Annotated in this window: 17 protein-coding genes; 10 read left to right on the top strand and 7 right to left on the bottom strand. The window is 35.9% G+C overall.

Annotated features, from left to right (window positions below; all coding sequences use genetic code 11):
• Positions 1–51 precede the first annotated feature (51 nt).
• From CSC80_RS00615 to CSC80_RS00605, 3 genes are read left to right on the top strand one after another with little or no spacing between them, the layout of a single operon-like run.
• Positions 52–594: an RNA polymerase sigma factor gene (locus CSC80_RS00615; protein ID WP_099189050.1), complete on the top strand. Its 543-nt coding sequence runs from the start codon at positions 52–54 to the stop codon at positions 592–594.
• On the top strand, positions 578–1,162 hold the full coding sequence (locus CSC80_RS00610; protein WP_058103495.1) for a hypothetical protein: 585 nt from the start codon (positions 578–580) through the stop codon (positions 1,160–1,162). Before CSC80_RS00615 ends, CSC80_RS00610 begins: the two co-directional genes overlap by 17 nt.
• Positions 1,134–2,573: a hypothetical protein gene (locus CSC80_RS00605; RefSeq protein ID WP_143751706.1), complete on the top strand. Its 1,440-nt coding sequence runs from the start codon at positions 1,134–1,136 to the stop codon at positions 2,571–2,573. The genes CSC80_RS00610 and CSC80_RS00605 overlap by 29 nt, the downstream gene beginning before the upstream one ends.
• On the opposite strand, the gene CSC80_RS00600 is transcribed toward CSC80_RS00605, so the two are convergent.
• Both CSC80_RS00600 and msrA read right to left on the bottom strand, forming a co-directional pair.
• Positions 2,574–3,308, bottom strand: a complete 735-nt coding sequence (locus CSC80_RS00600; protein WP_099189046.1) for a sugar-binding protein — start codon at positions 3,306–3,308, stop codon at positions 2,574–2,576.
• A gap of 212 nt (positions 3,309–3,520) precedes the next feature.
• Positions 3,521–4,228, bottom strand: a complete 708-nt coding sequence (gene msrA, locus CSC80_RS00595; RefSeq protein WP_099189044.1) for a peptide-methionine (S)-S-oxide reductase MsrA — start codon at positions 4,226–4,228, stop codon at positions 3,521–3,523.
• Positions 4,229–4,330: 102 nt separating this feature from the next.
• Between msrA and CSC80_RS00590 the strand changes: the two genes are divergently transcribed.
• Both CSC80_RS00590 and CSC80_RS00585 read left to right on the top strand, forming a co-directional pair.
• Positions 4,331–5,023, top strand: coding sequence for a peptidoglycan DD-metalloendopeptidase family protein (locus tag CSC80_RS00590; protein ID WP_099189042.1), 693 nt, complete (start codon positions 4,331–4,333; stop codon positions 5,021–5,023).
• Between the two features lie 291 nt (positions 5,024–5,314).
• On the top strand, positions 5,315–5,554 hold the full coding sequence (locus CSC80_RS00585) for a hypothetical protein (protein WP_099189040.1): 240 nt from the start codon (positions 5,315–5,317) through the stop codon (positions 5,552–5,554).
• Here the strand turns inward: CSC80_RS00585 and CSC80_RS00580 are convergent.
• The gene (locus tag CSC80_RS00580) at positions 5,551–6,291 is read right to left on the bottom strand and encodes an arylesterase (protein ID WP_099189038.1); all 741 of its coding nucleotides are present in this window, start codon (positions 6,289–6,291) and stop codon (positions 5,551–5,553) included. The two genes, CSC80_RS00585 and CSC80_RS00580, sit on opposite strands and share 4 nt — an antisense overlap.
• Positions 6,292–6,353: 62 nt before the next feature.
• On the opposite strand from CSC80_RS00580, the gene CSC80_RS00575 reads away from it, so the two are divergent.
• Both CSC80_RS00575 and CSC80_RS00570 read left to right on the top strand, forming a co-directional pair.
• Positions 6,354–7,043 (top strand): ABC transporter ATP-binding protein, encoded by a 690-nt coding sequence (locus CSC80_RS00575; protein ID WP_099189036.1) that lies wholly within the window; start codon positions 6,354–6,356, stop codon positions 7,041–7,043.
• A 47-nt stretch (positions 7,044–7,090) separates the two neighbouring features.
• Positions 7,091–9,589 (top strand): FtsX-like permease family protein, encoded by a 2,499-nt coding sequence (locus tag CSC80_RS00570; RefSeq protein WP_099191348.1) that lies wholly within the window; start codon positions 7,091–7,093, stop codon positions 9,587–9,589.
• A gap of 34 nt (positions 9,590–9,623) precedes the next feature.
• Here the strand turns inward: CSC80_RS00570 and CSC80_RS00565 are convergent, their stop codons facing one another.
• On the bottom strand, positions 9,624–10,139 hold the full coding sequence (locus CSC80_RS00565) for a hypothetical protein (protein ID WP_099189034.1): 516 nt from the start codon (positions 10,137–10,139) through the stop codon (positions 9,624–9,626).
• A 172-nt stretch (positions 10,140–10,311) separates the two neighbouring features.
• Here CSC80_RS00565 and CSC80_RS00560 point away from each other — a divergent pair, with 172 nt between their 5' ends.
• From CSC80_RS00560 to CSC80_RS00550, 3 genes are all read left to right on the top strand, one after another.
• Complete coding sequence (locus tag CSC80_RS00560; protein WP_099189032.1) at positions 10,312–10,530, top strand: PLD nuclease N-terminal domain-containing protein; 219 nt, start codon at positions 10,312–10,314, stop codon at positions 10,528–10,530.
• Positions 10,531–10,661: 131 nt separating this feature from the next.
• Entirely contained in the window at positions 10,662–12,017 is a 1,356-nt protein-coding gene (locus CSC80_RS00555) for a DEAD/DEAH box helicase (protein ID WP_099189030.1), read from the top strand.
• A gap of 234 nt (positions 12,018–12,251) precedes the next feature.
• Complete coding sequence (locus tag CSC80_RS00550; RefSeq protein ID WP_074672804.1) at positions 12,252–12,509, top strand: hypothetical protein; 258 nt, start codon at positions 12,252–12,254, stop codon at positions 12,507–12,509.
• Between the two features lie 169 nt (positions 12,510–12,678).
• Here CSC80_RS00550 and CSC80_RS00545 read toward each other — a convergent pair whose 3' ends face one another.
• The 3 genes from CSC80_RS00545 to secA all read right to left on the bottom strand — a co-directional run bounded on the left by CSC80_RS00545 (position 12,679) and on the right by secA (position 19,277).
• A complete protein-coding gene (locus CSC80_RS00545; RefSeq protein ID WP_236973357.1) occupies positions 12,679–14,214 on the bottom strand; it encodes an amidohydrolase family protein in 1,536 nt (511 codons plus the stop codon).
• 167 nt (positions 14,215–14,381) lie between these two features.
• The gene (locus tag CSC80_RS00540) at positions 14,382–15,602 is read right to left on the bottom strand and encodes a sensor histidine kinase (RefSeq protein ID WP_099189026.1); all 1,221 of its coding nucleotides are present in this window, start codon (positions 15,600–15,602) and stop codon (positions 14,382–14,384) included.
• A 315-nt stretch (positions 15,603–15,917) separates the two neighbouring features.
• Complete coding sequence (gene secA / locus CSC80_RS00535) at positions 15,918–19,277, bottom strand: preprotein translocase subunit SecA (RefSeq protein ID WP_058103481.1); 3,360 nt, start codon at positions 19,275–19,277, stop codon at positions 15,918–15,920.
• Positions 19,278–19,287 lie beyond the last annotated feature (10 nt).

Below are 19,287 nucleotides of genomic sequence, written 5' to 3'. Positions count from 1 at the left end.
TTTTATATCGTCCTTAATATAACAACAACCAAAAACCAATCTAATTAACCGATGTTTCAAGGCAATGTCGTAGAGAAATGTAAAGCGAACGACCGGGCTGCCCAGTTGCAATTATATAGAAAATATTGTGACGGTATGTTTGTGGTAGCAAACCGCTTTGTTAAGAATGCGGATGATGCTGAAGATGTCTTACAGGAATCTTTTATTAAGGCATTTCAAAAAATTCATCAATACAAAGGTGAGGTAACTTTTGGCGCTTGGTTAAAAAGAATAGTGGTAAATAAAAGTATAGACTTTTTAAAATCAAAAAAAGATAAGGTCTCCATTGATGAACAGGATATGCAGGTAGTTGCAGAAGATGATAATTGGAACGTATCTGCTGTAATTAGTATTGATGAGGTAAGGTTGGCTATTGATCAATTACAGGAAAAATATAAATATGTGGTACTCATGTTCTTGGTTGAAGGGTATGATCATCAAGAAATTGCAGAAGTATTGAATATTTCATCCTCTGCTTGCAGAACAAGATTGTCAAGGGGAAAAAATCAATTAAAGGAATTATTAAAAGAAAAGAATTATGGAACAGGATCTTAGGGAAATGTTCAAAAAAGATAGGGAGAAGAAAAAACATGCCATAAAACCAGGTCATGAAGAACGGTTTTTAAAGAAATTGGAAGAATCTATTCCATCAAATAAAACAACAAAATGGGGTTGGTTGCACATTGCGGCATCTGTTGTTGTACTGGTTAGTTTGTCATTGGGCTTCTGGTTTTTAAGCGGAAATGATGAAAATACAGTAACGGTTGTGCAAAATGATAAAGAGGAAAAGCAGAAAACCGAATTCACATTTGGTGATCTATCTCCAGATTTAAAAAAAGTAGAGAATTATTATGTGGCGAACATAAATTTGGAATTGGCTAAGCTAGAGGTTTCTCCAGATACCAAAGGTCTTATTGATAGTTTTATGGAGCAGCTAAATAATTTGAACCTAGAATATAAAACCTTAAATAATGAATTAAAAGAATTGGGTCCTAATGATCAAACCATTACGGCGCTTATAGAGAATTTACAGTTACGCTTACAATTATTACAGAAATTAAAAAGAAAGTTGAACGAATTAAAATTATCAAAAAATGAACAGATCAATGACACTAGTATCTAAGCAACTCATCATTGCATTAGGTCTTTTAACCTCTGCCGGCTCTTTTTCGCAAGCAGAAAGTAAAACTTTTCAGGAAAGATTTATCGTAGCAGAAGATGCTGTGGTAAATATCAATACCAGCTATGCTGATATTGAATTTGAAACTTGGGACAAGGATGAGGTGGCCATCACGGCCACCATTACCTTGGAAGGTGCTTCTACAGAAGAAGCGAAAGACTATTTTGAAAATAGTCCTATTGAAATTTTAGGCAACAGCAAAGAGGTTAAAATTTCCTCAAAGTCCAAAAACAACGATTTTTTTGCAAGTTTTGATTCAAAGACCTTTTTTGACCATAACGATATGCACATAGAGGTGCCCGAAATTGCATCATTTGTAGTTAGTGTGCCACAAATTGCACCTTTTCCAGAAATGCCACCTTTACCACAGACCGAAGCTTTTATATTCGATTATGAAGCATATCAAGAAGATGGTGAAAAGTACATGAAAAAATGGCAAAAGAACTTTGAGAAAAGTTTTGATAAAAAACATCAAAAACGGTTGGAAGAGTGGGCTGAGCGCATGGAGGAGAAAGGTGAGGCAATGGATAAAAGAATGGAGGAATACAATCAAAGGCGTGAGGAATTGATGGAAAAGAGAGAAGAAGTTTTGCAAGAGAGACAAGAAAAAATGGAAGAGAGGCGAGAAAAAATGGAAGAGAGACGAGAAAAAATGCAAGAAGAAAGAGAAGAACGTAGAATGTTGATCAATTCAGGTGAAGGTTCTCCAAATATATTCTATTATTCATCTGAAGGAAAACAAAAGAATTTTAAGATTAAAAAGACTATTAAGATCAGTTTGCCAAAGTCTACCAGAATAAAAATGGATGTACGTCATGGTGAGGTGAAATTAGCTGAGAATACCAAAAACTTGAATGCGAACCTTTCGCATTCAAGCCTTTGGGCAGTAACAATTGATGGTGAAGACACTTCTGTTTCTGCTGCCTATACACCGGTAAATGTAAAAAAATGGAATGTTGGCCAATTGAATACATCCTATTCTGAAGAGATTTCATTGTCAGAGGTTGTACAATTGCAGTTGCAAGCAACATCATCCGAAGTAACGATAGATAAGTTGATGAACAATGCATTTATTAAAAACAATTTTGGAGCAATACATATCCTTGAACTAAGCAATGATTTGGAAGAGCTTGATATTAGTGTGAAAAACGGAGAACTTAACGTTAAGTTACCTAAAGTAGCCACTAACATTTATGTAAAAGGTAATTCGTCAACGCTAAAATTGCCTTCGCATGTAAACGTAGTAGAAACTAAAAATGGATCTACAGTAGTAAATAAGGGATATCACTTAAAAAGCAATAGTGGTCGCTCTATACTAATAACATCTGATTATAGTGAAGTAGTGTTACAGTAGTTATTTTAATAATTCCAATGTGCCAAATACATTGGCATCAATCCAACCTGCATTTTTATTCTCTCCAGGTACAAAGACAGATCCTATTAAATTTTCTCGTTTTTTGCTATTATCGTTATCGGCATAGGCAATAGCAAAACCTATTCTTTTTCCTTCGCTCAAAACAACCGGTTTTACAGTAGGCTTATCATTAAATATGCTAGGGTATACCTTTACGTGCATTTCCCAATATGTGGTATTACCTTCTGTTTGGTGCTTAGAGATTACATGATCATTATATAGCGTTGGTTTTTCATTTACACCTAAGTCTACCACATTACCATCCAAGGCAACGTGATAGGTAAATGCATTATGATTAAATCTATGTTGACCACCTGAATTGTCTTCATCAACATACACAATTACGCAATCATCATTCCACCATAATTTTAAAGGGTCTTCGGTTTGTTCTAATAAGGTATCATCCACTATCTCCAGTAAAATATAAAGTCCGTCTTCGTTCCAGGCCATTTTATATTTACCGTTATAATCATCATGGTCAAAAGGACCGCCGATCCAATTTTGGTCTATAGGTTGCCATTCTAACAAATTCCAATAATTCTCTATAGGTCTGCCGTCTAATGTAGGAGCATCTTTAATATAGGAGACGGGAGTTATTTGAGTGTTTTTTTTGCTTTTGCCATCAGAACACGAAGTAATGCATAGTAGAAGTAAAAAATAAATAGTCCATTTCATAATACTGGTTTGGAATCTATAATTTAAACACACTATTCTCTTAATTATTGTAAGATTAATAGTACTTCAATATCTGGGGCAAGATAAAATAAAATTAAACGAACCTAATTGTTTTCAATGTTAACTCTTACAGTATTAGATTTTTATTGTTTGTTACCAAATAAAAAAGCGCCCCTAATGGAGCGCTAATCTATTCGTGGTGAACATAGTTTTTAATGTGCATTCTTCTTTAGATAATCTCCAAAGTTAGCTTTAAACCTATTTAATCTAGGTATAGAAACATTTCTGATGTAAGAATTGTTAGGATTATTCTTTTCATAATCTTGGTGATACGATTCTGCTTTGTAGAAAACGGTATATGGTGTTACCTCTGTGGTAATAGGATCATTATCATATACTTTATTATCTACTAGGGCCTGAATGTAGCTTTCAATAATTTTCTTTTCGTCTTCATTTTTATAAAAGGCAATAGAGCGGTATTGTCTTCCACGATCTGGTCCCTGTCTGTTCAACTGTGTGGGATCGTGAGATCCAAAGAACACCTGTACCAATTGAGTGAACGAAATTACCTTTGGGTCATAGTATACTTCGACAGCTTCGGCATGGTCCGTTTTGCCATAGCCAACTTCTTCATACGTTGGGTTTTTCTGTTCTCCGCCGGCGTATCCAGATACAACTTCCTTTACACCTTTTACACTTTCAAAAATAGCCTCTACACACCAAAAACAACCACTGGCAAAATAGGCGGTTTCGTATTTACTTAATTGTTGCGGACTCAATTTAACCTCTTCATACATTTCTTCCTGCTGCGTCTCTTTGGCTGGTGTGTTTTCGGAAATTGTATTTTTTTTATTCTTGGACTGGCAACTAGTAGCAATTAAGCTTGCACTGGCCAATAAAACGATTTGTAATAATTTCATATTTCTTTTTCTTTTGCAATTTGTTGCATAATTTACAAAGTACTTACGAGGTAAACGGTTAAAATATGTTAACGAGATACTAAGATGGCATATTTTTGAAAAATGAACGAACTGCAAAAGGTACTTGATTCTTATTCTTTACATAGTATAGGTATATTGGATAGCACAATACCAATGAATAAATATATACCTCTGGATCTATCCAAATCTAACGAAGCGTTGCTAGATGTGGACATTACAAATCCTGTTACCTGTCAATCATATATTGATACTGTGGTAAAGAGTAAGGATGGTATAGTTGCCTATGGGGGTTATTTAGAAGAACGAAATCTTTATGCGGATAAAGATGGGTTCTCTGCAGCTCATAAACCCAAGCGCAATATACATTTGGGAATAGATTTTTGGACCAATGCAGATACTAAGGTCTTAGCTCCCATAGATGGCAAGGTGCATAGTTTTAAGAACAATAATGTAGTCGGTGATTATGGACCTACCATAATATTGGAGCATACCTTACATCACATTACTTTTTATACATTATATGGTCATTTATCTATAGAATCTTTAACCGGTTTGTTTAAAGGAAAAGTATTTAAGGCAGGTGAAACCTTGGCAAAGTTGGGAACACCTGATATTAATGTGAATTATGCACCTCACCTTCATTTTCAAATAATAAAAGATTTAGAAGGTAATGAAGGTGATTACCCTGGCGTTTGCGCAGTGGAAAACTTACAACACTATAAATTCAATTGTCCAAACCCCAATTATTTATTGAAAATAAAAGGTAGTTCTTAAAAGAACTTTTTTTACTGCTATTAATACAAGCTCACATGGTCTTATGTGTAGCATTTTTGTAGTACAAGAATAAAAATCGATTAAAAATTGTAAGAAAAAACCTATTAACTCGATGAACTGCACAAATTTGGCGATTATCAGTTTAAAATTTTGTAGGAAAAAGGACTACAAAAAATGGTGATACATCGAATAAGTGCCCTTTCATCGTAAAAACTGTACCTCTTGTCGAATGGGAAATACGTTTACTTAGTGGTAGTGGGTTATCAATAGACCAAATTTACCTACTTTATTATGCGTACTATTATTTTTTTATTCCTTGTTATCTGTTTGGGAACCCAGTCCCAAGCACAAGAGAAGTCACCAAACTCAAAAGTGCAGACTATTGTTATGCCCATGGCGGATATAACAGTAAAGTCTGATGTAAACACTCAGGGTTTTCAAACAGCTGCAAGGTTTTTTAAAGTGAAGAATGCAAGAGTTAAGCAAGCCTTACTTTTTAAACCAAGAGTAAGAACAATGTCTTTTGCCTAATTTAATTCTTCGACTGCAGCATCTTTGGTTACCTCTGATACACTTGCAGGTAGCACAATGGTTTTTAAAATTTTCCAAACATTATTTGTAACTATTCTTTGACCTTCAGCGGTAGGATGAATTCCGTCCTCTAGATTTAAGCTTGGGTCGCCGGCTACTCCTTCTAACAAAAACGGAATTAAGTAAATATTGTTAGATTCTGCTAATGCCGGATACATAGCTTTAAATTGAGAAGCATAGTCAGTTCCCATATTTGGTGGTATCTGCATGCCCGCCAACACAATCTTGGTATCAGGATTTTTATCTTTTACCATATCGATCATTTCTTGAAGATTGTTCATGGTTTCGGCAATGGGTATTCCGCGCAAACCGTCGTTAGCACCTAGTTCAAGAACAAATATGTCTACAGCCTGGTTCAATACCCAGTCTAACCTGTTTAAACCGCCAGATGTGGTTTCTCCACTTAAGCCAGAGTTAATGACCTTGTAGTCTAAACCCAATGAATCTAATTTTTGCTGTATTCTATTGGGAAATCCCTCCTTTACATCCAAACCATAAGCTGCGGTAAGGCTATTTCCATAAAACAAAATGACTTTGTCATCAGTGGAAACATCTTCCTTTTTATCCGTATTTTCTACCTCTGCTTGCGCTTCAGATGGCTTTTTTTCGGTAGTTTCTCCGCATCCAACGAACAACAGCACCACCAAAAAATAACGAAACTTTAATACTTTCAACATAGTCTTAACTTATTAGATTCCAAATCATTTGTTTATTTTGCTCTCTTGTACCAAAATGATTTATGACAAAGATATTAAACGTACGTAATCTAAAGAAAACGTATAACAGCGGATCAAGAAAATTGACGGTTATTGATGACATTTCCTTTTCAATTGATGAAGGGGATACTTTTGCAATTGTAGGTCCGTCGGGAAGTGGAAAAACAACTTTGTTAGGTTTATGTGCAGGTTTAGATGAAATAAATGAGGGTACAATAGAACTTTGCGGACAAGACCTAAGTGCGTTAAATGAAGATCAGCGAGCTTTGTTGCGCAATGAAAAAGTTGGTTTCATATTTCAAGATTTTCAACTACTGCCCACTTTAACAGCTTTGGAGAACGTGAGCGTTCCTTTAGAATTACAAGGAGAAAAAAACGCAAGTAAAGATGCTATGGATCTGTTGGCTAAAGTTGGTTTGGCAGGTAGGCATGATCATTATCCATCACAGCTTTCTGGTGGTGAGCAACAACGGGTAGCTCTTGCCAGGGCTTTTTCAAATAAACCATCTATTTTATTTGCAGATGAACCTACCGGTAATTTAGATGAAGAAACCGGCGAGAAGGTAATTAAACTATTATTTGACCTGAATAAGGAAATGGGTACCACTCTGGTCATTGTAACCCATGATCTTGAATTAGCTAATTTAAATAAACGTGTCTTACGACTTAAAGGGGGCAAAATAGTCATCAACGAAACTACATCCATATCTTGAGCGAATTTCAAAGAACATCTAAGGCAAAATTTAATTGGTTGTTGAAAATGGCTTGGCGAGATGGCAAGGCAAGCGGTAAAAGGTTGCTTTTGTTTATGGCGTCCATAATATTAGGAATTGCCGCGGTGGTTTCCATACAATCTTTTAGTAATAACCTTAAAAATAATATTGGACTACAGTCTAAGGCCCTAATGGGTGCAGATTTCTTGATTGATAGTAATCAGCCTGCAAATGAAAGGGTAATGGAGTTAATGGATTCTTTGGGCGGCTATAAGGCACGTGAGGTGAAGTTTGCGTCTATGGCAGCCTTTCCTAAAAGTCTATCTACAAAATTGGTTCAGGTAAGGGCCATTGAAGGTAATTACCCTTTTTATGGCGAATTGGAAACGGATCCCAAAACTTCGGCTTTTGATTATCAAGATAAGGGTGGTGCATTAGTTGATGCAACCGTAATGTTGCAGTTTGACCTAAAGCCTGGGGATAGTGTAAAATTGGGCACCACTACCTTTCCTATTCTAGGGGCTTTGATTACTGCGCCGGGCAGTACGGGTATAGGTGCAACTGCCGCACCGCCCATTGTGGTACCTTTTCGTTTTATGGAAGAGAGTGGGTTGCTGCAACGGGGTAGTAGGTTAGGTTATAACTACTATTTTGAGGATGACAAAGTTGATTTAGAATTACTTAATGATAAGGTGGATCCGTTATTAGATGCAGAAAATGCAGATATGGATACGCATACAGATACCAGTGAGCGTTTGGGGCGTAGGTATGAAAATGTAGGTAGGTTTTTAAACTTAGTTGCGTTTATAGCGCTTCTTTTAGGGTGCGTTGGTATAGCAAGTTCTGTTCATATTTATATCAAAGAAAAACTAAAAGCGGTGGCGGTACTAAAGTGTTTAGGTGCAACGCGAAAACAAACATTTTTAATATTTCTACTTCAAATTGCCGGAATGGGCTTGTTGGGCGGTATAATAGGCACTGCAATAGGACTATTGTTGCAACAGACTTTTCCACTCATATTACAAGAGTTTTTACCTTTTACCGTTGAAATATCAACTTCATACCCAGCCATATTCGTTGGTTTGTTATTAGGCGTTTCTATGTCGGTGCTTTTTGCTTTATCTCCTTTGGTACATACTTGGTTCGTTTCTCCGTTACAAGTGTTGCGCGTGCAAGAAGATACAGGTAAAAAATCACGCCCATATCAAATCTGGGTAGTGGTGGTTATAGTATTGTTTGTGCTTTTATTTGCCTTGTGGTTGTTGGGTAGATGGGAGTTTGCCTTGAGCTTTGTGGTTGGTATATTAGTAACGTTCTCTATTTTGGCAGGTGTCTCAATAGGTTTCATGAGACTTATTAAAAAGTACTTTCCAAAATCATGGAGCTTTGCTGCACGCCAAAGTCTTTTAAATTTGTACAGGCCAAATAACCAGACCGTAGTTTTAATTTTAGCTATAGGTATTGGCACATTCTTAATTAGCACTTTGTATTTCACAAAAGATTTTTTACTTGCCAAAACAACTTTTGAAGCAAGTGCTGAAAGTCCAAATCTTATACTTTTTGATGTACAGACAGAACAACGTAATGACGTTGAAAATACGATAACACCAAAAGGTTTACCGGTTATAGATAATATTCCTATAGTTACTATGCGCATGGAGCGTATTAAGGATAGGGATGTGAACGACATTAGGTTAGACACCACCACTAGGGTGAATAAATGGATACTGAATCATGAATTTAGAACTACATATAGAGGTTCTATGATCGGTTCGGAAAAGTTATTGGAAGGGGAGTGGTTGCCGTCTGTTCCTCCTAATACCGAAGTCATTCCTATTTCCCTAGCGGATAATGTTGCCAATGACGCCCTAGTAAAATTAGGAGATACGCTGTTGTTCAATGTACAGGGTAAAATGATGACTACCGTTGTAGGTAATATTAGGCAGGTAGACTGGGCACGTATGCAGCTTAATTTTTCAATTGTTTTCCCAACCGGGGTATTGGAAAAAGCTCCCCAGTTTCATGTGATTACGACCAATGCGCCGGACAAAGCTTCATCTGCCAATTTGCAAAGGGAATTGGTAAAGAAATTCCCGAATATATCTATCATAGATTTACGACAGGTGGTAACATTGGTTGAAAATATATTGGATAAAATTTCATGGGTAATCACCTTTATGGCTTTTTTCAGTATTCTAACTGGTATCATTGTTTTAATAGGATCGGTTCGTAATAGTAAATACCAACGAATTAGAGAAAGTGTATTGTTAAGAACCCTTGGTGCACAGAGTAAACAGATATTGAAAATTAATGCCTTGGAGTACCTGTTTTTAGGTGTTTTAGGAAGTGGTGTGGGAGTGTTACTTTCTTTACTAAGTAGTTTTTTACTGGCTTATTTTATTTTTGATACTCCATTTATTCCGTCGTGGGTACCATTTTTGGTGGTATTGCCGGGTATAACATTGTTGGTCTTAGCCATCGGTTTATTTAATAGTAGGGGAGTGTTAAATAGTCCGCCATTGCAAGTGTTGCGAAAAGAAGGGTGATGCAAAAAGATATTGCCCTTATAATAGTTTTGGCTTAATTATTTGTTGATGTGGGTTTGCCAACATAGAAATATAATAGGTAATCCGTATTCGGGTCTAGAAATCGAAACAGCTGTGTTCGTATTGTTGGTTGTTGATAGTCTTCTTCATCATACACCTCTAATAAAAGTGATGCATAATCTGAACGAGAAAAACCTCCTTTTTTAGCAGTAATTTCAGATACTCGTTGATTAAATAGTATACTTTTTGGTTGAGCTTTATTTCTAAAATGTATTAATGGTACTGTTTTCAAAGTTTTTGCGAGTTCATAATTATGGCGCTTAGCAATTACCTTTAAAGAATCTCCCAAAGCAAAATCACTCACTATTGCATAAGTACTATCCTTGCTTATTTCTTTTAAAAGGTTGGTGTAATTTTTATAGGTACCATCTGTAATTACATTTTTTACAATTAACTCTTGTTCAAAATCATCTAATATCTTTAAAAGTGCTGAGAAGTACTCAGGATACTCTTTTTCAACGGCCATGTTAATAGCTTCATCATATGTCACATTATTTGTTTGGCGGCAGATTCATTAAAAGATAAAAAGAAAACAAATAAGTATAGATACTTGTTTAATTTCATTAAGTAAGGATATTCTGTTCTAGTTGAAATTTAGTACTTTATATGATATTAATTTCTATAACTTTAAGGAATACATAACTTTTATAAATTATACAATTATGAATTTACCGGCAATTTTTTCATTTACATTAGGTATTTGGCAATCTTTAGTAATTGTAGCGCTGTTTGTTTGGGTATTTTGCTTAGTTGATATTTTACGCCATGAATTCAAGAATGACGGTAAAATTACATGGTTACTAATTGTATTTTTTCTTCCAATTTTAGGTTCGCTTCTATATTTATCCACAGGGAAAAGTAGACGTATGCTAAAGGCATAATCTAAAATCCCTTTTTATTATTTTCCGTTTTCCATAGCCGCTTATGACTTAATTACGGATAAATTACTCACTATACGTGAATTGTCAACTAATCAGCATAGCTTTGCACCTGAAATACAAAAGTGATTGTTATGCCGTTATTTACCGAATTAAAAATATCTAGAAACTTAGAAAAAGCACTTGAAGATCTAGGTTTTGAAAATACTACTCCTATTCAAGAGAAAGCTTTTCCCATTATAATGAGTGGTAGTGATGTTGTAGGTATAGCACAAACAGGTACCGGTAAAACGTTCGCCTATTTACTTCCTATTTTAAATACTTTAAAATTTTCAAAGGATATTCATCCAAAAATTATTGTATTGGTGCCTACACGTGAGTTGGTAGTACAAGTAGTGGAAGAGGTAGAAAAATTGGTAAAATATTCAGGAACAAGAGTATTAGGGGTGTTTGGAGGAAAAAGTATGCTAAAGCAAAAAGAGGCATTGGCATTGGGGACAGACATTTTGGTTGCCACACCTGCTCGTCTTTATGATTTGATATTAACCAAGGCTGTTCAATTAAAACAGGTTAAGAAACTGGTTATTGATGAGGTCGATGTTATGTTAGATTTAGGCTTTAGGTTTCAATTGGTCAATATTTTTGAATTATTGCCGCAAAGAAGGCAGAATATTATGTTCTCTGCCACCATGACAGATGATATTGAACTGTTTATTACGGATTTCTTTACAGGTGTTCAAAAAATTGCTGTTGCTGTAAGTGGTACTCCTTTAGAAAATATTACTCAATTTGGGTATGCGACACCAAATTTTTATACCAAGGTGAACCTTTTGGTGAGCTTATTGCAAAATGAAGAAACGTATAATAAAGTTTTGGTGTTTGTTTCCAGCAAGCGAAGCGCAGATTTGCTGTTTAAGGAATTGTCTGAATTTTTTAGCGAAGAGATATGTATTATTCACTCCAATAAAACGCAAAACTATAGACTGCGTTCCATAAATCAGTTCGATGAAGGTAAGAATCGAATTTTGGTTACTACTGATGTTATGGCACGTGGGTTAGACCTGCAAGAGATATCTCATGTTATAAATTTTGATACTCCCACATATCCTGAAAATTACATGCACCGTATTGGTAGAACGGGTAGGGCAGAAAAACAAGGAACATCTATTTTATTATTTACACCACAAGAGGAAGAGGCAAAAAATGCCATTGAAGAATTAATGTCTCACCAAGTTGAGCAATTACCATTGCCCGATGATGTTGAAATTGCAACACAGTTAACTTTTGACGAACAACCAAAACATAGAGAGCGCGATAATCCATTAAATATCAACGAAGATGAACGTGGCGCAAGTTTTCATGAGAAGTCTGAAAAGAACAAGAAGGAAAATCAAGGCGGTTCCTATAAGCGTATTATTAAAAAGAAATACTCTAAACCCAAAACCCGAGGCGACAAAAACTACGGTAAACGTGGAAGAAATAAAAAATAATTTTATGATTTCAAAATTGGTTTTATAGTCCAGTTCGCCCTATTTTTCTGAAAGTAATGATCGATGAAATGCATACCCTATCGGTATGCTGTTTTTAGACCAAAAACCATTCGTCGACACTTTTTGTCTATTCACCTTAAAACTCTTCACTAGCCGAAAATTATTACAGTTTAGCGAGGTCAACCGGCTTGTTCGCTTTGCTGACGGTACTTTTATATTGTTCAATAATACGATATGAAAGCATTTTTCACCTTACTAGTTTTAATTTTCGCCGGAGCATTAGCATTGGCGCAAACACCCCAAGCAGATGATAAAGTTCACACTACTGAAATGGGTATTGTTATGGTTGATAGCCTTAACGATATTAACACTGAGAAAAAGATTGTTGACACTAACGAAACATCTGTAGCTCGCTTGTACAGATATAAGAATGCAAGGGTTAACAAAGAATTGGCATTTATTACCAATAAAACTTATGGTAAGTTGGCATAATATTTGCCCTATATAAAAAGGTGCAATGAAGCACCCTTTTAAAGAATTTAATTATGATGTTATTTGTTTTTTTAATTCCGGCTTTAATAATTGTTGCGGCAATATCATTATCTAACAACAACAAAACGAAATTACGTGCTATTAAGGTTCCCGTGAATAAGCGTAAGTCTTAATTTTTAATACCGGGCTGCTTTATAGTATAGTTACTTTTAGCTTTAGCCTCATCTACTTGGCGTTTTACATCTGCGAGTAGAGCTTTGGAATCGTACACAATTCCATCTTTTACAGTATATTTTACACCACCAACACGAACCACCTCGTTATCTTCAGTAAGTTTTACAGCTCCTGTGCCGTATAAAACTTTAAAATTTTGAAGAGGATTTTCTTCAACAATGATAAAATCTGCCAACTTACCTATGGCTACGGAACCTATTTTGTCATCCATACCCAATGCTTCCGCACCATTTAAGGTAGCAGATTTTATAATTTCCAATGGGTGAAAACCTGCTTCACGCAATAATTCTAATTCTCTTATATAGGCAAATCCATAAAGTTGAAAGATGAAACCGGAATCTGAACCGGTAGTAACTCTACCACCTCTATTCTTGTATTCATTGATAAAGGTCATCCAAAGTTTATAGTTATTTTTCCAAGCTACTTCTTGCTCGGTGCCCCAATCATGCCAATATGAGCCATGTGAGACTTTACTAGGCTGATAAAATTCCCATAAAGAGGGTAGTGTATATTCTTCGTGCCATTCAGCTCTTCTTGCGCGTTGTAAATCTCTGCTTGCTTCATAAATATTGAAAGTAGGATCCATGGTAAAATCAAGCTCCAAGAGTTCATTCATTACATTGTTCCAATGTTCTGAATACGGTTTTGCCGCTTGTGCCCATAGTTTACCGGCATTTTCAAAGCGATCTTGTTCATTTTGATAATTATAATCTAACGGTAAATCTTGTACCGTACGATCATCAAAAAGTGCCTCAGGTAGTCCATACCAATGCTCCATTGAGGTTAATCCTGCTCTTGCAGAATGTAAAACGTTCCAACGGGCTACGCTCATTTGTGCATGATGGCAGGCGGAACCTAATCCTAGTTTTTTATTTTCATCTAATGCAGCGGCCATAATTTCTGGTTCTGCACCAAAAAACTTAATGCCGTCTGCACCTTTTTTTGCATTTGCACGTACCCATTCACGTGCCTGTGCCGGAGTTGATATTGGCACATCGTTTAAAGGATTGAATGCTTTACTGGTCTGTCCAAATGCGGTATAGGAAATAATACGAGGTGCAATGATCTCATTATTTTCACTTTTACGTTTTAAATCTAAAGCAATATCTATTCCTCTACCTGCAACCTCACGAACGGTAGTGACGCCATGTGCCATCCACAGTTTAAAAACATAGTCTGGGTCTGCACCTTGTGCATCGCCGCCAATATGGGTGTGCATGTCAATAAAGCCAGGCATTAGATACATGCCGGTACAATCCAATTCTTTACCACCTGCTTTTAATTTTGGTCTTTTGGCGTCATCAATTGCCACACCAGGGTATCCCACGACCTTTACATTTGTAATCCTGTTGTTCTCTACAACAATATCAATAGGTCCTTGTGGTGGTGCCCCGTTACCGTTAATGAGCATTACGCCTCTAATGATCAATTGATCGTGCGGTCCGTCTCCCTCAAGAGATTGTGCATGCATGGTGAGCAAAACGGATATAAAAATAGCCGTTAGGAGCAGTTGTTTACGTAACATAGGGTGGTTGTTTGTGTTAGTTTCCTTAAATATAGAGAAAGCGGCAGAAAGAACAGTGACCGTATGTCAACTTTACAAATAAAAAATGGAATTGATATTTATACCCTATAAGATTAAGCAACAGGAGATAATTGTTGCTTTATTTCTTGAAATTTAATAATGTAGTTGGTTCCTTTCTTAGACATATCCCTAGTAATAGTACCCTTTAATTGTCGGGTAAGATTATGTATTAATTTTAAACCTAAAGATTTTGTGGTCTTATAATTAATGGTTTCCGGGAAACCAATACCGTTGTCACCAATTTCTAGAATGTAACAATTTTTCTCGTCGGTATCTTGTTGAAGTTTTATACTGATAATACCTTCTTTGTCCCCTTCAATACCATACTTTAATGCATTGGTCAAAGCTTCGTTGATCAATAAGCCTAGTGGTATGGCGGTATCAATTCCTAATTTAATGTCTGGAATATCTATTTTTAAATCTACATGGTTGTCATTGCCTTTAATAGATCTTATAAGGTATTCACCCAATTCCTGAACATAAGATTTATACTCAATATGGCTAATGTCATTACGCATATACAACATTTCATGAACCATGGCCATGGCTATGACCCTATTCTGTGTTCCTTTTAAAAGCCCTTTCATAGGTCCGGTTTCTATGTTTCTTGATTGCAAGCTTAAAAGACTGGAAACGGTTTGTAAATTATTCTTTACCCTATGGTGTACCTCTTTTAATAGATTTTCCTTTTCATGCACCTGTAAATACAATGCTTTTTTAGAACTGTACATGGTATTGTAGGTCTTTAGCAAAGTTTTGCCCAAGGTGTTTCCTAAAATAAAAACAGCAAATAAGATGGATACCAAGCTAAATATAGGTCTAGATGCTTCAGGTACCATATTCTGGGTAATGCTCAGTTCTGGTATGGTCTGTGTAAAAACCAGAAGAATGAGTATAATAATGATATTAAGATAGATTCTACCATATCTTGTACTGTATATAAAACCTCCAAAAGCTATTAAAGGTATCATGAATATAAACGGACTAAAAATTCCGCCGCTATATAAGGTGATGACGACTGCCGCAATTAACCCGATTATAGATGAAAAATTGAATGTAGGTAGAATAACCTTATGAGACCTAAAATATAGTAGATTGATACTATTCAATATTGAAAAGCCAATAAATACAAAAGGAATGATTTGGGTAATATTTAAAAAGAAATAGCATAATACCCCAAATAGAAAGGAGATAATGCTTGTGGTATAATTTACCCTTAAAAATAGTTTGGTTTTATCCTGTAGACGTTCTTTGTCAATGGTAAATCCGGGCATAGATATTATTTATGTACTAGAAAACATACGAATTACGTAATGTAAATCTAATTATGTTTTTATCATTATACTAGTATTTTCGTGTTTAGTATAGTTAAAACGACGAATATTATTCTGAATAACGCATTTTTTTTGTCTAAATAATGGTTAAAAATATGAAATAAACTGTTAATGACTGATTTCATTTTAGAATCGAAAAAATGAATTATAAAGTTGATTGAGGTATATGTAGTTTATTTTAAGTGAGTTAAACCGGGGTATTAAAAAAGGCATCCATAATGGGATGCCTTTTTTAGATATTGATTTCTATTTAAATTAATCTTGGGTTAAAACCCATGATCCATTTTGCAAAAGTGGCTCTGCCTGCTTAAATTTTACCGTTTTACTTTCTCCGCTCATTACATTTTTAATGGTAACACGCTCATTACGGCCAATTTTTGGCTGTTCTCTTGTAATGGTCTCGGTAATTGCTGGGCGTTGACCTTGATTTTGACTAACTGCTCTACTACGTGCCGCTAACTCATCGCTATTCGGTATTTCTTCTTTTGTAGTCTGCAGGTTTTCTTTTTTTCTAATGTTTCTTTCTTCTTGAATAGCATTTGCATTTTCAGAAGGTAATTCACCTTTGAAAAGGAAAGAAACCACTTCTTTGTTCACTTTTTCGATCATAGATTTAAAAAGCTCGAAAGCTTCAAATTTATAGATCAATAAAGGATCTTTTTGCTCATGAACGGCTAATTGTACAGATTGTTTCAACTCATCCATCTTACGAAGGTGTGTTTTCCATGAATCATCTATAATAGCCAGGGAAATGTTCTTTTCAAAATCTGTGATCAACTGCTTACCGTTACTATCATAAGCATCTTGAAGATTGGTGACAACATTTAAGCTTTTGATACCGTCTGTAAATGGAACTACAATTCGCTCAAAATTATTGGCATTATCTTCATGAACTTTTTTGATCACAGGGAAAGCCGCAGCGGCATTACGCTCCATCTTATCATTATAATGGTCGTATGCTGCTTTATAAATTTTTCCGGTTATCTCCTGAGCAGATAATTTTCCAAATTCGGCTTCATCTACAGGAGCTGTCATAGAGAAATATTTGATCAGCTCAAACTCTAAATTTTTATAGTCGTTGGCAGCCTTGTTGCTCTCTACGATCACCTCACAGGTATCATACACCATATTGGCGATATCCAGTTTTAATCGCTCTCCTTGTAGGGCGTGACGGCGTCTCTTATAAACAACTTCACGTTGGGCGTTCATTACATCATCATATTCCAAAAGACGCTTACGTACACCAAAGTTATTTTCCTCAACTTTTTTCTGAGCTCTTTCAATAGACTTGGTCATCATACTATGCTGAATTACTTCACCATCTTCCAAGCCCATTTTATCCATCATTTTAGCAACCCTGTCAGAACCGAACAAACGCATTAGGTTGTCTTCTAAAGAAACATAGAATTGCGAACTACCAGGATCTCCTTGACGACCAGATCTACCACGTAACTGTCTATCTACACGACGAGAATCATGTCTTTCCGTACCAATAATTGCTAGACCACCAGCTTTCTTAACCGCATCTGACAATTTAATATCGGTACCACGACCAGCCATATTCGTTGCTATGGTTACCACACCGGCATTACCTGCTTCGGCGACAACATCAGCTTCTTTTTTATGAAGTTTAGCGTTCAAAACGTTGTGCGGTACTTTACGTACACTCAATAACTTAGATAATAATTCTGATATCTCTACAGAAGTTGTACCGATCAAGACAGGTCTACCTGCTTTACTTATTTTGGTTACTTCTTCTATAATAGCGTTATACTTTTCTCTTTTGGTCTTATAAATAAGATCATTTTTATCTTGTCTGGCAATTGGTCTGTTTGTTGGTATTTCCATAACATCCAACTTATAGATTTCCCAGAATTCGCCAGCTTCTGTTACAGCGGTACCTGTCATACCAGATAATTTGCTGTACATTCTAAAATAGTTCTGTAACGTAACGGTAGCAAAGGTTTGTGTTAGCGCTTCAATCTTTACATTTTCCTTGGCTTCAATTGCTTGGTGTAATCCGTCCGAATATCTACGACCGTCCATAATACGACCAGTCTGTTCATCTACGATCATAACCTTGTTGTCCATTACCACATACTCCGTATCTTTTTCAAATAGGGTATATGCCTTTAATAATTGGCTCATGGTATGTATACGCTCGCTTTTTACGGTGAAATCTTTAAAAAGCTCTTCTTTTAGTTCGGCTTCTTTTTCAATTTCAAGATTTTGATTTTCAATCTTCGCTATTTCTGCACCTATGTCCGGCATTACGAAGAAATCTTTATCCTGCTCGCCAGAAATATAATTAACCCCTTTATCGGTCAATTCTATCTGGTTGTTCTTTTCATCTATAACAAAAAGTAGGTCTTCATCAACAACAGGCATTTCCCTGTTGTTATCTTGCATGTAGTAATTCTCGGTTTTTTGAAGTAATTGTTTTACTCCTTCTTCACTTAAGAATTTTATTAAAGCCTTGTTTTTTGGGAGTCCACGGTATACTCTGAGTAAAAGGAAGCCCCCTTCTTTGGTATCACCTTCGGCAATCAACTTTTTAGCTTCTGCCAAAACACCGGTTAAATGCTGACGTTGTTTTCTTACGATCTCATCCACCTTTGGCTTCAGCTCATTGAATTCATGGCGGTCACCTTCTGGTACTGGACCAGATATAATAAGTGGTGTACGTGCATCATCTACCAAAACTGAATCTACCTCATCTACAATGGCATAATTATGTGGGCGCTGTACCAAATCTTTTGGTGTATGCGCCATGTTATCCCTTAGGTAATCAAATCCAAATTCATTATTTGTTCCATAGGTAATATCTGCATTATAAGCTGCACGTCTACCATCTGAATTTGGTCTGTGGTGATCAATACAGTCTACCGATAACCCGTGAAACTGAAATATAGGCGCCATCCAAGCACTATCCCTTTTTGCCAAATAATCGTTTACGGTAACCAAGTGGGCACCGTTACCGCTTAATGCATTTAAATATAAAGGTAGTGTTGCAACCAAGGTTTTACCTTCACCTGTTTGCATTTCTGCAATTTTTCCTTGGTGCATGGCAATACCGCCAATTAATTGAACATCATAATGAACCATGTCCCAGGTTACCTCTTTTCCGGCGGCATCCCATGAATTTTTCCAAATAGCATCTGTGCCGTCAAGAGTAACGTAATCTTTGGAGCCTGACAGGGTTCTGTCATATTCAGAAGCGGTTACCTTTAAAGTTTCGTTATTGGCAAAACGCTTTGCGGTCTCTTTAACCACGGCAAAGGCTTCTGGTAATATTTTATTGAGTGTTTCTTCTGAAATAGTGTAAGCTTCTTCTTTTAACTTATCTATTTCAGTGTAGATATCTTCATTTTTATCGATATCGGTAGAGTTTTTAACCTCTTCCTCTAAAGTGCTGATTTGATCCGTCTTTTCTTTGATGGCATCTTGAATGGCCCTTTTGAACTCTATGGTTTTTTGCCTTAGCTCATCATGACTAAGATTTTCAAGCTGCGATTCAAATGATTTTATCTTATCTACTAAAGGCTGTAATTCTTTTACGTCTTTCTGTGATTTATCACCTACAAAAGCCTTTAGGATGGAATTAATGAAACTCATATATTTTAAA

Origin of the sequence: Maribacter sp. 6B07, assembly GCF_002700155.1 — a bacterium.
Classification (GTDB): Bacteria; Bacteroidota; Bacteroidia; order Flavobacteriales; family Flavobacteriaceae; genus Maribacter; species Maribacter dokdonensis.
Note: the sequence above shows the minus strand (reverse complement) of the source record. Positions and strands in the feature narration are given on the sequence as shown.

Excerpts from the sequence above, each read along its gene's own strand:
- CSC80_RS00600 (WP_099189046.1), bottom strand. The coding sequence starts at position 3,308 with ATGAAATGGACTATTTATTTTTTACTTCTACTATGCATTACTTCGTGT.
- CSC80_RS00610 (WP_058103495.1), top strand. The coding sequence starts at position 578 with ATGGAACAGGATCTTAGGGAAATGTTCAAAAAAGATAGGGAGAAGAAA.
- CSC80_RS00570 (WP_099191348.1), top strand. The coding sequence starts at position 7,091 with ATGGCTTGGCGAGATGGCAAGGCAAGCGGTAAAAGGTTGCTTTTGTTT.
- CSC80_RS00540 (WP_099189026.1), bottom strand. The coding sequence starts at position 15,602 with ATGCCCGGATTTACCATTGACAAAGAACGTCTACAGGATAAAACCAAA.
- CSC80_RS00605 (WP_143751706.1), top strand. The coding sequence starts at position 1,134 with ATGAACAGATCAATGACACTAGTATCTAAGCAACTCATCATTGCATTA.
- CSC80_RS00615 (WP_099189050.1), top strand. The coding sequence starts at position 52 with ATGTTTCAAGGCAATGTCGTAGAGAAATGTAAAGCGAACGACCGGGCT.
- CSC80_RS00560 (WP_099189032.1), top strand. The coding sequence starts at position 10,312 with ATGAATTTACCGGCAATTTTTTCATTTACATTAGGTATTTGGCAATCT.
- CSC80_RS00580 (WP_099189038.1), bottom strand. The coding sequence starts at position 6,291 with ATGTTGAAAGTATTAAAGTTTCGTTATTTTTTGGTGGTGCTGTTGTTC.
- CSC80_RS00590 (WP_099189042.1), top strand. The coding sequence starts at position 4,331 with ATGAACGAACTGCAAAAGGTACTTGATTCTTATTCTTTACATAGTATA.
- CSC80_RS00585 (WP_099189040.1), top strand. The coding sequence starts at position 5,315 with ATGCGTACTATTATTTTTTTATTCCTTGTTATCTGTTTGGGAACCCAG.
- CSC80_RS00575 (WP_099189036.1), top strand. The coding sequence starts at position 6,354 with ATGACAAAGATATTAAACGTACGTAATCTAAAGAAAACGTATAACAGC.
- CSC80_RS00550 (WP_074672804.1), top strand. The coding sequence starts at position 12,252 with ATGAAAGCATTTTTCACCTTACTAGTTTTAATTTTCGCCGGAGCATTA.
- CSC80_RS00545 (WP_236973357.1), bottom strand. The coding sequence starts at position 14,214 with ATGCATGCACAATCTCTTGAGGGAGACGGACCGCACGATCAATTGATC.
- secA (WP_058103481.1), bottom strand. The coding sequence starts at position 19,277 with ATGAGTTTCATTAATTCCATCCTAAAGGCTTTTGTAGGTGATAAATCA.
- CSC80_RS00555 (WP_099189030.1), top strand. The coding sequence starts at position 10,662 with ATGCCGTTATTTACCGAATTAAAAATATCTAGAAACTTAGAAAAAGCA.
- msrA (WP_099189044.1), bottom strand. The coding sequence starts at position 4,228 with ATGAAATTATTACAAATCGTTTTATTGGCCAGTGCAAGCTTAATTGCT.